This window comes from Puniceicoccaceae bacterium, assembly GCA_040224245.1.
In the GTDB taxonomy this organism is placed as follows: Bacteria; Verrucomicrobiota; Verrucomicrobiia; order Opitutales; family JAFGAQ01; genus JAKSBQ01.
The window spans coordinates 32066-45664 of record JBEGIR010000067.1 but is presented as its reverse complement, the minus strand read 5'-3'; the positions used below and the strand labels follow the sequence as shown (position 1 = coordinate 45664).

The window sequence follows — 13599 nt, the reverse complement described above, 5'->3', positions numbered from 1 at the left end:
CTCAACACCACATTTCTGAGCACAAACATCATTGAAAATGCGATCAAAAATCTTCGCCGTCATATCGGGCGTGTGTGCCGATGGCGCGATAAAGCCGATCAACCCGAGCACTGGATTGCCAGCGGACTGCAACTGGCCCATAGAGGATTCCGCAGAGTCCGTGGGCATCGCGATTTAGACCAACTCCAGAAAGCCCTCAAGCGAGCCGAAAAAGGAGAACTTGCGGCATGAACGGCCGGGCTGCTTCGTATCTGCTATCTCCGACGAGTTTTAAGCCCATTCTCGATAGCAGAGCCTTCGCAGCCCTCGTCCCCGAAAGAAACTTGCACCAAACCCATAAATCGAACATCAAACTCATCAAGCCACCTCGAGTTTCAACAATAAATGGGACACCCCGCCGAATGCTTCCATTAAATTTATGCCATTTATGGTTTAAACTACTGAATCTTTAGCATCGGCTGGCGGATGCCAACCTTTAAAGGCCTATTGGCCACATAACGCTGTTCACAGCCCCAAAATGCTTTTGTGTCCCCGACTCGTCGGAGTTTTTGCAGCTCCGATGGATCGGAGCGTTTTGAGTTCGGCATCTGCCGAACGGTATTTTGTCAAATCCTCGGTTCAGTATCTGAAACAATCATTCGTATCAGTAACACATCTTCAAGATTTGGCTTCTTTTGTGAGCGGTGGTAATAGCTCGAGAGCGGAACCCGCAGCAGTTCGCACTATTCTTTGATGCTCATCTCACTATCGCATCTGATCCAAATCGTCCGCTGGCAAAGGGATACCGCTCTTGTCGTATGCTTCTTTAAAAAAATCCACTTGCACCTGCAAATGGCCGATCTGCTTGTAGAGGCGATCCTCTTTGATTTTCTGTCTCAGGGCCTCATCGTCCTTGCTTCGCTGTGATTCAAGCACGCTCCCGGCTCCCGATGACAACGCCTTGTTCCATTCCGTCACTTGGGTCGGATGGATCTGCTAACGTATCACGATCTCATGGATCGGTTCGCGTTCCCGATTCGCCTCAAGGGCAACTCGCTTTTGAACTCTGCGGTGAACTTTTGTCTCTTTTTCATTAGCTGCTTTTTCCACTAGCAGCTTCTCATCTCTGTCCAACTTTTCCCGACCGGCTCAGCGATGCGCTGATTTCCAGAAATAAAGCGGGTCCGTTGCAACCCCAAAAAGCAACGGACCCTCGCTATATATACCCCTAAACGTGATGATTTTCTGACTAACGAAGATCAGAACCTGTGAACACAAATCATTAAGCTTCATCCGTGCCAATCAGACAAATTGATCACTTTAAGGCATATCGTTTTCGAACATCTACAGCGGAACGCTTCATCTCCAGTTCCAGCAGCTTTTGCTCCAGCTGCTCCAGCTGCACCGGAGGGACCTGATCACAGTTCACCTCGTGACTGCAGTCCAACGTCGTGAGCTTGAGATTCATGCGCAGGCGCTCAGCGCTCTGGGCAACCAGTCCCTGAAAGCGCGGAGGTGTCAAATAGTTTGCCTTCGCGATGATGGTTTCCAGATCACCGTGTTCGAGCAGCCACTTTGCTGCAGTCTTTGGGCCAACCCCGGGAAGCCCCGGAATATTGTCTGCAGTGTCGCCCACCAATGCCAGGTAGTCAGCCACACGTTCCGCAGGGACACCCAATCGCTCTGGAACCCTGTCCACCGTCATCATGCGCCAGCCCAACCGAGGATTGGCCGTCGGAGGTGGCAGGAGCTGGTGAACGTGAGCATTGAGGCACTGCGCAAGATCCTTGTCAGCGCTGACAATCACAACCGGATTCGATTCACTTGCATACTGACTGGCATAGGCACCGATCAAATCATCCGCCTCGACACCCTCCTTTTCCACGATGGACAGCCCCATCAGATGTGTAAGCTCCTTGATCCAGGGCACCTGTGCTTCCAATTCAGGTGGTGTTTCCTTTCGGTTTTTTTTGTATTCAGGCAACAATTCCTCCCGTTCATCCGCGCCTCGGTCAAAAAACACGATCAGGCGATCACAATCCGCACGATCCTGTAAATACCATAGCGTCTTGACCCAACCGTGAATGGCATTTGTGGGAAACCCATCCGAACGCCGGAGTTCGCGGATGGCATAAAAGCTGCGAAACACCAGATTGTAACCGTCGATCAGATAAATCATGCACCGAGCATGCCAATGCAATGCGGGAAAGGAAAGCTGGAAATGCCTGGACTTCCAGGCTTGCACAAAACGAACCAGGTCAACTCGCAAGCACTCAAAGGAAACCAAGCTGATTCAACAATGCCTTGTCGAGATGTCGGTTCTTCCCTTCATAGGGAAAGCAATGGATGTGGATGGCCGGGTTAAAATTCATCTCAATGATGGCGTAGTTGCCTTCACTGGCTGGTGTACCATAATCCTCAATCATCATATCCAGGCCTGTGATTCTTACCCCAATGGCATTTGCTGCACGGGATGCGAGTTCATGGTAACTCACATGCACCCGCTCGGTGAAATCAATGCTGTCACCACCGGTACTGATGTTTGAGTTTTCGCGAAGGTAAACCGTGGTTCCCTTGGCAGGGATCGTGTCAAAATCGTAGCCCTGGGATTCAAGAAACCAGGCCTCTGCATCGCCAAGACCGATTTTTTCCAGCGGAGTGCGATACCCTTTCCCTCGCAGGGGATCGCGGTTTTTGTTTTCAACCAGCTCCCGAATGCAGTGTTGACCATCTCCACAGACATTTGCCGGAACCCGGTGCAGGATCGCCACAACCTGACTGTCAATGAGGAAGAATCGGAATTCCTTGCCCGGCACGAAGCTTTCAACGAGAATTTCACGATCCTCTTGAAATGCGGCGTGCACTGCGCGCTCATAGGCATCTCGACGATTGTTTTCCTTCAAGATCGTGATGCCGATCCCAAAATTCGTGCTCTTCGGCTTCACCACAACGGCCTTCCCCTGCACACGATGCCAGTGTTGCAGTGCTTCATCCGCATGGCTGGCGTGAATTCCGTCAGGAACACGCAACCCCGCATGCGCGAGTACATGCTTGGTGGTCACCTTATTGGCCATCAGCAGTACATGGCTGTAGCGGTCGAGTGAGGTTCGCGTCGCTTGCATGACATACTCCTCCTTGCCAAGCTTGTGCAGGCGTACAAAGTTTTCACTTCGGTCAAGGATGTCAAAATGAACCCCTCTGGTGGTGGCCTCACGCAGCAGCAACTGCGTGGAGAGTTCCATATCCTCAAACCCGTGAAAGCGAAAATGCGCCTTGTTCATCTCCTGCCTGGATCGCACTGCACGCTCAAGATGGTAAGGGATGAAACCCTGCTCACGTACTGCCGCAATGAGCTTTGAGGAGGGATGTGCCTCATGCCCGGCGGCAACCTGTTCCAATCGCTGAATGCCTTCCAGGATGCAAGATCGCTGCTCGGCTGACCAGGGCAGAGCCTCGAGCAACGCACGCATCTTGCGACCAATTTCAAGTGCTTCTCCCTGCAACTCTTCTCCCTTGAGATGAATTCCACAACAGGTCGTTTCTCCGGAGAATCCGGCCACTGCAACCAGATTCTGCCGCTCATCGGCGATTTGCTGCTGGGTCGAATCGAATGGACCCGGCTCAGGTTCGAGCAAGGCAAACAGACAGAAAAGGTGCAGTAATTGCAGTGATGCGAGCGGCATGCCAATCGCATCCTCCGGATCCAGATCAAGCAATCGCACTTCCAGATGGGAAATGCGCTCTCCCTGTGCGTCCAGCTTCAAGCGCACTGGCATGTAGAGTTCATTGCGGTTGAGCAGTTTTCCCTCACGAATGTGGGTGTCGAGCGCTTCCAGATAACTCTCCAGTGTGCAATAGTCGGTTTCGAGAGGATGTGGATTGCGGTAACCAATACGGCTGGACCGAATCGAAACCCCAAAATCGCAACACACCGGAAACAGTTGCTCCGAATCGAAGGACTTCAACTTGAGCGAAGGATCACTGCTCGGACTCCGCCCCAAAGCACCCACCAGCCACCAGCGATGACGCATGAGATTGCGCACCATTTTCATGTAGCACAGATCCCGAATCATATCGACTGGCTCACCCCGCACCCGTGCGAGGTCTGTCAGAAACGTTTCACTGAGGGAGAAGTTGAAATGCGCACCGGAGATCATTTGCCGACCTCGACCATAAATCGAAGAAAGCCTTTCCCTGTATTCGGTCTTGAAGCGCGAGCTGCCCTCAAATTGCGCCACAGGAATCTCTGCTTCGTCCGGCAGAACAGGAGGCATGGATTGCAGCCACAATAATTCATCTTCAGGAAGTGCCTGCAGGACGATTTGGTGAAGTGTGGTCAGAAATCCGTGTGCCTCGTGAAGGCTCGGCAACGGGGGCGTGATCATTTCAATCTGGCTCTCCGAAAAATCGGTTGTAATAAAGGGGTGATCCGCCTTGCTTCCAAGTCGCTCCGGATGAGGGGTCATGGCCAGACGACCATCCGTCATGCAGCGCACGTGCTCCTTTTCCAACCCAAACCGACCGCGCACGCTCAATGCAGGCAACCCTTCATGGGCCTTCAAGAATTCGAGATTGATGAAATTTCCATCACATCGACGGGACTGACTCATGTTCATCCGATACGGGTGTTTGAAATTTGGGTTGGGTGAGGCATTCAGCGATCCACCGGTTCCACCGCGATCTGAACTCTGGCATAGCCCATTTCACGGGTGATTTCGAGCAGATCAGTCTGCAACTGAATCGGGAGGTGACGATCCATTTTTACGAGTAGAATCGAATTTTCCGCACCTGCGGAGCCTTGCTGATTTCTAGCATAGGTTTGCAGCGCCTCATGATCGTAGATCGCTCCCCGGTAAAAATAGAGAAGGTTGTCGCCACGCTTGCTTACGGTGAGCACATCCGTGACCAGCGAAGAGTCTGTGATCGAAGCCTGAGTACGCGGTAAATCAACCACAATGCCAGGCGCATATACCAGTCGCGAACTCAGCATGAAGAACAGAAAGCCGATCATGACCAAGTCGAGAAATGGGAGAAGGTCCATTTCGCTCTTTGGAATCTGGTAAGCAATTTTCAGGTTCAAGGGACTCATGAGTCCTTGATCCGGACTCTCCAGTTCGAACCTAAGCGTCTCTTTTTGCTTCTTCGCCATGCGGATCGAGATCGTCAAGATTGGTGATGAGCTGGATCATGTCGTGTCCCACCCATTCAATGTCGTGTACCAATGCACGGAAGCGACCATGCAGAAAGTGATGAGCGAGCTGTGCCATGATCGCAATACCAACTCCGAAGATGGTTGTGATCAGGGCCTGGGCGAGGAAACCAGCGTAGTCGGCTGCATTCGCATAGGCCCCATCCTGCTGCAGTTGAGAAAAGGTATTCATGATCGAAAGCAGAGTTCCCATCAGTCCAAAAAGCGGTGCCACGCGGGCAATGACAGCGAGGGTTCCGATGCGGCGCTGCAGGTATGGGATTTCGACCAGTGCTGCGGTCTGCACGGCATCAAACAGCTTCTCCTTGGGTTCATCATAGTGGAGTAGAGCCGATTTGATGATATTGGAAATGGGTCCGGGATTTTCCTCACAAATTGTCAGTGCCTCAACAAGTCGGCGCTTTTTGACGATATTGCTGATCCCCTCCACGAAGGAATTGGTATTGATGTGTCCTTTGTGCAGAAAAAACAGGCGTTCTACAAAGAGGACAAATCCGACAACACTCGTCGCCAGCAATAACCACATCATTGGTCCGCCCTGCTGGATGATGGAAATATCAATGCTCATAGTTTGTTCCGTATCAAATTCGCGCCGGGAATGCGCAGCAAGTCTGCCAGTTCTGTCAGACGATCCAGTTCATGCGCGGCATCGTTTGCAATGAGGTAATCCGCAAGCTGCAGCAGTGCGCGTGACAGCCAGTATTTGCCAGACGCACCCATGTTCTGGCTTGATCCTGCATCCAGTGTCACCAGCGATACCACGCGCCAAAGAATGTCCTGTGCACGAAATCCCCTTCCCACTTTTTCGAGCGCAGTCGCAGCCTTGGCCCCTGCTTCGATTCGCAGTTCGATGGGCAGATGGGTGCGATCAAAGATGCGTTCAAAGATGCGGGAGGCCTGGTCGGTGTAGTCGGCGCGGGTGGAACCCATTGCAAGGTAGCTCTCCCCCATCGCCATTTCTACCAAATACAGTCTGGGATCGTCACGGTAGTCCTGTAAGACATTCTCATAGAAGGAGATTGCCAGCGCGAACTGATTCGACTTGCGCAGCAGGTCACCCTGTCGAAGTTTGGCAATGAAATTGAGCGGGTGATCAGGAAACTGCGTGGAAATGCGGTCATACAGCGTAATAGCCTCCTGATCCGAATTTTCGCTCAACCTCATCTCCATGCTGATGGCAGCTTCATAAAGTGCAACTGGTGCATATTCGCTGTCTGGATATCGGTCTGCGAGTTCTGTCAACGCACGCTGAGCCTCCAAATTTTCCCCCTGAGAGAGGTGAAAACGAGCTTCGACAATGTAACTTGCCGCTGAGGTAGTCGAATTACCGCGCTCACGAATCTGCTCAATCAGGGCTTCTGCCGCTTCGGATTGTTCATCTGCAAAATGGCATCGTGCGGAGAGCAACATCAGTTCGTCACCGAGTACAGAAAGGGGTTCCCGCGTTTGTACAGGGAGCGATTCGTAGGAGTTCAAAGCCAGCTCAATTGCACGATTTGCCTCGGCATAGTCTTGTTTTTGAAAGTTGAGAAAGCCGAGCAACCAACCCACGCGTAATCTTGCCATTTGGCTCCAGCCCTCTCCTGCAACGGACTGAATGCGATCCCGCAACTGCTCCATGCGCACAATCGCCTCATCGAGACGATCCACCTTGACCAGGTGCAGGTTGAAGTTCCACTCGCTGCCCCAGATCAGCTCACTCAGTGCGGGTTGTTCATCGTGAAATCGGTCGAGGATCGGTCGCGCACCATCGACGTTCCCGAGTTTCAGCATCGAGTCCGTAATTTTGTAGAGCAGCTCGTTGCGCATGCGGGGACTCAGGTTTTCGTCCAGCAATCCGCGGTAATAGGGAATTGCGTTCTCAAAATCTCCATTGAGGTAATAGCTGTCTGCAATCAGCAGCGTTTGACGAAAGCGGTCTGCATCCACCTGAGTGAGGCGACGCAAGCGCAACAGGTGCTCTGCTGCCAGGCGGTACTGGGGCGGATTCTGGCTCCAGCAAACCGCAATCAGTACCCGAAGCGCACTCATTTTTAGAGAAGCACTGGCATCCGACTCCAGGATGCTGTCCGTCCAGACCTGCGACTGATTCAGGTTCCCAGAGTAAAAATGACTCAGCGCAAGGGCATAGGCGATTTCGTGCCGCAATGGATCATTCGGACGAGAGTCCCGCAGCTGCTGCAGTGTCTGCCGAGTCGAGGGATCTGAGAATTCCAAAGTAGCCAACCAGTGGTAGAACGCCATGGAGCGGATGCGTTCCGATCTTCCGTTGAGCAGGATTTCATCAATCGCTACCTGTGTGCGCCCTGACTGTCTGCCCGAAATAATGGCCAACAGCATCAACATTCGATCCCGCTGGTCCCGGTTGGCATCCCCCAGCAACGGAAGCTGTTGCTCGATCATCCGTATGGCATCGCTGTCTCTCCCGAGCGCATGCAGCACAATGGCATACTGCTGTGTCAATTGGGAAGCAATGAGAGGATTAACCGCGTTTTCAATCTGGGAGCGGAGTGATATCAGCAGCGACTCGTTGGCTTCGCCGCTTTGAATCTCTTCCCGCCAGATGAGCAGTTCGATCCATGAGCGTTGAAACGTCGTCGCAGCTTCTGCCAGCGCACCATCGACAATACGACGCCCTTGCTCCAGATTGCCACGACGAATCGCAATCACGGCCCGCATCACCGGCAACCAGACCTGATCCGCTCCAAAATCGACACCTGCGAGGGTCGACAAGCGTTGCTCCAGTTCATCGGTCGGCACCTGCTCCGCATAGGCCAGCAGCAAATCCGCCAACGCCAGGCGAGGTGAGTCACCGATGAGTTCCGGGTCGAGATGTAAGCGTGCGCGTGAAACATTTCCCTGGTTCAACAGACTTAGAACGAGGTGATACCTGGCCTCTTCCACGACTTCAGCATCCAATGCTTCACTCTCCTCAAGCAGTTGTTCGAACAGGGGCGTCGCGATTGATGCAAAGCCAAATTCGACAGCTGATTTTGCACTCATGAGCTTGAGCACTGCATCCTGATCCGCGATACGGTGAGCATCATTGATCGGTTGCAGACTGACTGGAATCTCCTCACTCTGAGCCAGCAGAAAGCACGGCATCACCGCATGGACACCAAGCCCAATGATCATTGCGAGCCTGCCTCGCCAGCGGCGCCCGTGCGCCTGTTGCCATCCTCTCATCATGAACCTTTCACGATAACCTCAGCTGAACCGTCATCAAGAACCAATGACAAAAGAATCGACTCTGTGGAATTCGTGTTCATGTTGAAACATCACCAGGATGGACGGATTTCCTCACTGGCTTCGATCCGGTCGACAATCCGTTATCCCTCTGAGGAAATCAAGGAAGAATCAAAGGCAACTTACGTTATCATTGCATCCATGGCGCCCACATTTGACATCACGGACTGGCAGCTTTTTGTCTATGTTTTGTTCTCTCTGTTTATGCTGTTTTCAGCCTGGCAGGGTTGGCTGCATGGGCTGGGACGCTCCGCGCTCATGCTGGCGGGAGTCCCGATCGGTTACTTCATCGGAAAAGTCCTCGGGTTTATCATTCTGGACCTCTACCGCAACCTCATCCCCTACCCTGAACCCATTCTGATAGAACTGACCAATCTGATCTTCGGAGTGTTGGTCTATTTTCTCTTCGTGGCCGGAGCGATCTTTCTGTTCAAGAGCACTCGCAAGCAACCCACTCTGAAAAAGAAACTCATCTCCGGTATCGGCGGTGTGCTCTTCGGACTCTGCAATGGCATTGTGGTTTTTATCGTTGTTGCGATTCTGATCCGGGTGATCGGAATCCTGAATCTGGCCATCCCTCCAGCACCAGGCAGTCTCGAACATCGGCAAAAGCAGGATGTGTATCTACCGGAGCATGTCGCGCGCAGTGACAAGTTCGTTGTCAACCTGTACCGTGCCCTGTATCACCCTCCCATTGAGCACTGGGTCAAACAAGGGGATCCCGTGCCAGAAGCACGCTATGAACTCCTGATGCACCTGCGCATCCTATCGGTTCGTGAGGATCTTCGCGATGCGTTTCTCCAGCTCGAACAGGTGCAGACGCTACTCCAGGAACCCGAAATCGCATCTGTGCTTGAGGAATCCACGCTTCCCGCTCAATTGCAGCAAGGACGCTTTCACGATGTGATGCGACATCCCGACTTGCGCGAACTCTACCAAAAACCCACATCCGCAGAACTGTTGAATCGCATGCAGTGGGGTGAATTGACCCGCAGTATCATCGAGACATCCGACCTTTCCAACCATCCCGACCTATGAGCATTCGACCGATCGACCTGCGGGACATTCTGGAGTATGTGCCACGTTTCCGGAATCACATTTTTGTGCTCGGAATTGATGGTTCTGTGATCGCAGATTCCAATTTTCAAAGCCTTCTCACCGATATTGCGGTACTGCACAGCCTGAATATCAAGGTGGTGCTCTGTCACGGAATTGCCCAGCAAATCCGCACCCTTGCAGCAGAGCGCAATGTGACCATCAGTGACGAACGCGGCGAAGGTCGCACGGACGATGCCACCCTGAAGCTCGCAATTGATGCCACTGGCGTCGCCGCAGCCCAGATCATGCGGGGCCTTTCCGAACAATCCCTGCCCTACACCTTTTGCAATGCCATTGATGCAAGGCCAGTGGGCATCGAACAGGGGATCGATCAAATGCACACGGGCCTCTGTGACAGCATCGACAAGGCGCGCATCCTACGCCTGCTCGAGCACGGCGACATTCCCGTTTTCTCCCCGATCATTTACGACGACAAGGGTCGCAGCCTTCGCATCAACTCCGATCATATCGCGGCAACGCTCGCAACAGAACTCGGAGCCTCCAAGCTGATTTACCTGACCAGTCGCCCCCGCCTGACGATTGGGGAAGAGAGCATCCTCAACTGTTCTGCCGAGCAACTGAAGCTGATGATCCAGGAAAACCCGGCAGGAATGGACCCACTGTTGCTCAGCAAGGCTCGTCACGCGATCCAGGTGCTCACCTGGAACACCGACCGTGTGCACATCCTTGATGGTCGCATCGACGGCTGTCTGCTGATCGAAATCTTCGACAAGGTCGGTCTCGGCACCATGATCCACGCGAATGAATACGATCGCATCCGCCGGGCCAAACCCGACGACATCGCCGACATCTATGCGCTGGTCAAACACGCATCCAAGACCAACCAGCTGATCACCCGATCCATGAAGGAAGTCGAGGATCGACTCGAAAACTTCTATCTCTACGAAGTGGATGACAGCATCATCGGATGCACCTGCCTGATCCCCTACGATGAAACCCTGGTTGAACTCGCCAGCGTCTGCATCCAACCCTATCATCAGGGCAAGGGCATCGGACAAAAACTCGCACGCTACTCCCTTGAACAGGCCAAAAAGCGCGGATTTCAAAAGGTCATCGCGCTCTCCACCCAAGCATCCGAGTTCTTCACCGAACACCTCGGCTTCACCCGCACCACGATCGACCAACTTCCACCCGAACGCCGGAGCGCCTACGAGTACAGCCAGCGCAACTCCATCATCCTCGAACGCGTGCTGTAAGAGCGTTATTACAGGAATGTGATCAACTCAATGGATTTGATTGCAAGATCGCATTTATGGTTTTCATGTAAATATAAATGATGTACTTGCGGTCGAATTGGGTCTCCACAAGCCTACGCCCTTCCTGACCCATCAGTTCCCTCTGGGCGGCAGTCAGGGAGAGAAAGCGCTGCATCTTATCGAGAAGATCTCCAGCATTTCCCGCTTCAAAATGAAACCCGTTCACACCATCTTGCACTGCCTCCACTGAACCCGGAATCGCTGAAACAATGGCAGGCCGACCCATCGCGGCAGCTTCGAGCAACACATTGGGAATGCCTTCGCCACCGTGCGAGGGAAGGATGATACAGTGAGCATTGCGAATGGCGGTAACCATGTCTTTTTCAAAACCCAGGTAGTGCACCACTCCCTCCTGCACCAGATCGCGCAGTCTTATTTCATACTCCGGCTCTTCAATAAAACCGGCCAAAACCACTTCTACCTTAGCATGGGTTTTCGCCAGTGCTGCAGCCGCTGCCAACAATTCATCCACGCCCTTGAGTCGCATGATCCTACCTGCGAACAAGAATCGAACTGCCTCTGAAGCTGGAAACTCAGCGAGCGCATACTGCTCCAGATTCACTCCAGAACCCGGGATACGGTGATCGTTCCCGTTCACCATCCCGTGCGTCCGAAAGAACTGACGATCCCCCTCATTCTGAAAAAAGACGCATGTAGCCCCTCGAACCGACAGGCGGTAGAGGTGCATGGCCAGGGAGCGAAGCAGTCCCCTCTTGAGGAAGGTCGCTCCCGTTCCGGTCACGTTGCAGATTTGGGGAACCCCGAGGCGATTGCATGCGATCGCACCGTAGATGTTGGGCTTGATGGTAAAAGAGAGCACGGCGACCGGACGGCATCGCGCGATCAAGCGGACATAGTGCCACAGCAGGCGGACATCCTTGAGCGGATTGATTCCCCTTCGGTCAATCGGGGATTCAATCACCCTGCAACCCCGCTCACGGAAGAACACGTTGTCAGCCGATGGTGGCAGGGAGAGCAAGACCTCATATCCCTGCCCGAGCAGCTCCTCAATCAACTCCCGCCGAAACTGGTACAGCGTGATGAAATGATTGGATAGAATGAGGATGCGGGATTGTCCGTGGCTATTCACAGGCTTCAGGTGGGTTCTATGGACTTTGATCGCGCACGGAGGTAAGCTTGAACCTCGCGCTGTATGCCCTGCTCCAAGGGTTCGGGTTGATAGCCAAAGTCCTCGGTTGCTTCGGCATGAGCAAAGGTGCGATCCTCCGTCATGCGCTGTACCTTCTCCACGACATCCAAGTGCCCCAGAGTCAGGAACTTGCAGATGAGCGCGAGGGTGACCCCGAGCCAGCCCGGACAGTTGATGAAGCGAGTCCGCTTCCCAAGTGCGTCAAGAATGAGTTGCAGTAACTCCCGCATCGAAACCGCCCGCTCTCCCGAAAGGATGTACTCGGGACGCCGATCTTCACTCGGCAGCGCCAGAACAGCCGCATAAGCCCGTCCAAGATCCCTCGCATTCACTGGCTGGAGGCGCCCGGACCCGCAATCAATCAATGGAAAGATACGCCAGCGGTCCATCATGCGAACAAATTTGCTCACGTTGTGATCGTCTAAATCCCCGAAGATCATTGTCGGTCGCAAAATGCACAGCCGAAAATCGGGATGTTTCTTCAATTTTTCTGCCAAATCGGATTCGATTGATTCGTATTCTGCCGACGCCGCCCGAAACCTCGAATACAGCCCGGTTGTATGCACGGCCACAACACTGCTTACTCCATTGCGCAAAGCAGCATTCACAACTGCAGGTGTGAAACGAATATTGGTGATGTGAAGCACTTCCTGCACTCCCTTCATTGCACGGTCCAACGAAACATCCTCATTCAAATCCCCGACCACGCATTCCAAGTGCAGTGGAGATGTCTCCAGAAATCCAATTTCAGAATTTCTTCGCACAAGGCAACGTACTCTACCCGCATACCCACTGGCAATCAGCGCATCATGAAAGAAACGACCACTGTGGCCTGTGATTCCAATAACCAGCAACATCAATCACTCCCAGATTTATGGGGAACACCTCCGGTTTCGGATTTGCCCAGCCTTCCGGTGCCACCTTCCAGAACCCCGTCAGTGCGCAACACTGCAATGACACTACCCACTAAACATCGCAGGTCCATGTACAGGCCAAATTTCTGCACATATTCACCATCCAACCTGGCTTTTTCCGGAATCAAAAGTTCATCCCTGCCATTGATCTGTGCCCAGCCCGTCAAACCAACTGGAGCGGCATTTACACCATACCGATCCCGTTCTTCGATTAGATCCTGCTGATTCCACAATGCGGGACGCGGTCCGACAAACGACATCTCTCCCCTCAGGATGTTAATCAGCTGGGGAAGCTCATCCAGCGAAGTTCTGCGAAGAAACGTGCCCACTCGAGTCACCCAGAATTCAGGATTTTCCAACAGGTGGGTGGGTGTATCACGAGGAGTGTCGATGCGCATTGTGCGAAACTTCAGAATATTGAAGTGAGTCTTGTGACGTCCAATCCGCTTCTGTCGAAACAATACCGGACCAGGACTGTCGATTTTGATTGCCACAATGAGCAGCAACCAAAGTGGAAAAAAAATCAGCAACAGAGCCAGAGCAGCAAACAAATCCAACCCTCGCTTGAGCAGCAAATACTGGCTCGAGAGATTTGGCTCAGGATTCATAATCTGCCTGGGAAGAGTTTGTTTCATCGTATTTGGAAAATCATCAAGTATCAGATTCGAGACCACAACGAGAAAATCATATCACCTACTCTCTCGCTGATTTACCCATTTTTCCAAC

At 52.9% G+C, this 13599-nt stretch carries 12 protein-coding genes; 3 read left to right on the top strand and 9 right to left on the bottom strand.

Annotated elements, in window-relative coordinates; all coding sequences use genetic code 11:
- Nucleotides 1–231, top strand: a 231-nt coding sequence (locus ABQ298_10895) for an IS256 family transposase (GenBank protein ID MEQ9824881.1), incomplete at its 5' end; no start/stop codon positions are given.
- 513 nt (nucleotides 232–744) lie between these two features.
- On the opposite strand, the gene ABQ298_10890 is transcribed toward ABQ298_10895, so the two are convergent.
- The 6 genes from ABQ298_10890 to ABQ298_10865 all read right to left on the bottom strand — a co-directional run bounded on the left by ABQ298_10890 (nucleotide 745) and on the right by ABQ298_10865 (nucleotide 8377).
- The gene (locus ABQ298_10890) at nucleotides 745–957 is read right to left on the bottom strand and encodes a hypothetical protein (GenBank protein ID MEQ9824880.1); all 213 of its coding nucleotides are present in this window, start codon (nucleotides 955–957) and stop codon (nucleotides 745–747) included.
- A gap of 337 nt (nucleotides 958–1294) precedes the next feature.
- Nucleotides 1295–2158 carry a 5'-3' exonuclease H3TH domain-containing protein gene (locus ABQ298_10885; GenBank protein MEQ9824879.1) on the bottom strand — a complete coding sequence of 288 codons (864 nt, stop codon included), beginning with the start codon at nucleotides 2156–2158 and terminating at the stop codon, nucleotides 1295–1297.
- A gap of 94 nt (nucleotides 2159–2252) precedes the next feature.
- The gene (gene gshAB / locus ABQ298_10880; protein MEQ9824878.1) at nucleotides 2253–4589 is read right to left on the bottom strand and encodes a bifunctional glutamate--cysteine ligase GshA/glutathione synthetase GshB; all 2337 of its coding nucleotides are present in this window, start codon (nucleotides 4587–4589) and stop codon (nucleotides 2253–2255) included.
- Between the two features lie 44 nt (nucleotides 4590–4633).
- Nucleotides 4634–5068 carry a biopolymer transporter ExbD gene (locus ABQ298_10875; protein MEQ9824877.1) on the bottom strand — a complete coding sequence of 145 codons (435 nt, stop codon included), beginning with the start codon at nucleotides 5066–5068 and terminating at the stop codon, nucleotides 4634–4636.
- 31 nt (nucleotides 5069–5099) lie between these two features.
- Nucleotides 5100–5756 carry a MotA/TolQ/ExbB proton channel family protein gene (locus ABQ298_10870; GenBank protein ID MEQ9824876.1) on the bottom strand — a complete coding sequence of 219 codons (657 nt, stop codon included), beginning with the start codon at nucleotides 5754–5756 and terminating at the stop codon, nucleotides 5100–5102.
- Nucleotides 5753–8377, bottom strand: coding sequence for a tetratricopeptide repeat protein (locus tag ABQ298_10865; protein MEQ9824875.1), 2625 nt, complete (start codon nucleotides 8375–8377; stop codon nucleotides 5753–5755). Before ABQ298_10865 ends, ABQ298_10870 begins: the two co-directional genes overlap by 4 nt.
- 78 nt (nucleotides 8378–8455) lie before the next feature.
- On the opposite strand from ABQ298_10865, the gene ABQ298_10860 reads away from it, so the two are divergent.
- Together ABQ298_10860 and argA are read left to right on the top strand one after the other, a co-directional pair.
- A complete protein-coding gene (locus ABQ298_10860; protein MEQ9824874.1) occupies nucleotides 8456–9472 on the top strand; it encodes a hypothetical protein in 1017 nt (338 codons plus the stop codon).
- Nucleotides 9469–10749, top strand: a complete 1281-nt coding sequence (argA, locus tag ABQ298_10855) for an amino-acid N-acetyltransferase (protein MEQ9824873.1) — start codon at nucleotides 9469–9471, stop codon at nucleotides 10747–10749. The genes ABQ298_10860 and argA overlap by 4 nt, the downstream gene beginning before the upstream one ends.
- A gap of 22 nt (nucleotides 10750–10771) precedes the next feature.
- Here argA and ABQ298_10850 read toward each other — a convergent pair whose 3' ends face one another.
- Genes ABQ298_10850 through ABQ298_10840 form a run of 3 tightly spaced genes read right to left on the bottom strand, consistent with a single transcriptional unit; the run spans nucleotide 10772 to nucleotide 13481 of the window.
- A complete protein-coding gene (locus ABQ298_10850) occupies nucleotides 10772–11899 on the bottom strand; it encodes a glycosyltransferase family 4 protein (GenBank protein ID MEQ9824872.1) in 1128 nt (375 codons plus the stop codon).
- 5 nt (nucleotides 11900–11904) lie between these two features.
- Nucleotides 11905–12816, bottom strand: coding sequence for an NAD-dependent epimerase/dehydratase family protein (locus ABQ298_10845; protein MEQ9824871.1), 912 nt, complete (start codon nucleotides 12814–12816; stop codon nucleotides 11905–11907).
- Nucleotides 12816–13481: a sugar transferase gene (locus ABQ298_10840; GenBank protein ID MEQ9824870.1), complete on the bottom strand. Its 666-nt coding sequence runs from the start codon at nucleotides 13479–13481 to the stop codon at nucleotides 12816–12818. The genes ABQ298_10845 and ABQ298_10840 overlap by 1 nt, the downstream gene beginning before the upstream one ends.
- Nucleotides 13482–13599 lie beyond the last annotated feature (118 nt).

What these genes read in the sequence shown, in the direction of transcription:
- ABQ298_10885 (MEQ9824879.1), bottom strand. Translation starts at nt 2,158, where the DNA reads ATGATTTATCTGATCGACGGTTACAATCTGGTGTTTCGCAGCTTTTAT.
- argA (MEQ9824873.1), top strand. Translation starts at nt 9,469, where the DNA reads ATGAGCATTCGACCGATCGACCTGCGGGACATTCTGGAGTATGTGCCA.
- gshAB (MEQ9824878.1), bottom strand. Translation starts at nt 4,589, where the DNA reads ATGAGTCAGTCCCGTCGATGTGATGGAAATTTCATCAATCTCGAATTC.
- ABQ298_10870 (MEQ9824876.1), bottom strand. Translation starts at nt 5,756, where the DNA reads ATGAGCATTGATATTTCCATCATCCAGCAGGGCGGACCAATGATGTGG.
- ABQ298_10875 (MEQ9824877.1), bottom strand. Translation starts at nt 5,068, where the DNA reads ATGAGTCCCTTGAACCTGAAAATTGCTTACCAGATTCCAAAGAGCGAA.
- ABQ298_10845 (MEQ9824871.1), bottom strand. Translation starts at nt 12,816, where the DNA reads ATGTTGCTGGTTATTGGAATCACAGGCCACAGTGGTCGTTTCTTTCAT.
- ABQ298_10840 (MEQ9824870.1), bottom strand. Translation starts at nt 13,481, where the DNA reads ATGAATCCTGAGCCAAATCTCTCGAGCCAGTATTTGCTGCTCAAGCGA.
- ABQ298_10860 (MEQ9824874.1), top strand. Translation starts at nt 8,456, where the DNA reads ATGTTGAAACATCACCAGGATGGACGGATTTCCTCACTGGCTTCGATC.
- ABQ298_10865 (MEQ9824875.1), bottom strand. Translation starts at nt 8,377, where the DNA reads ATGATGAGAGGATGGCAACAGGCGCACGGGCGCCGCTGGCGAGGCAGG.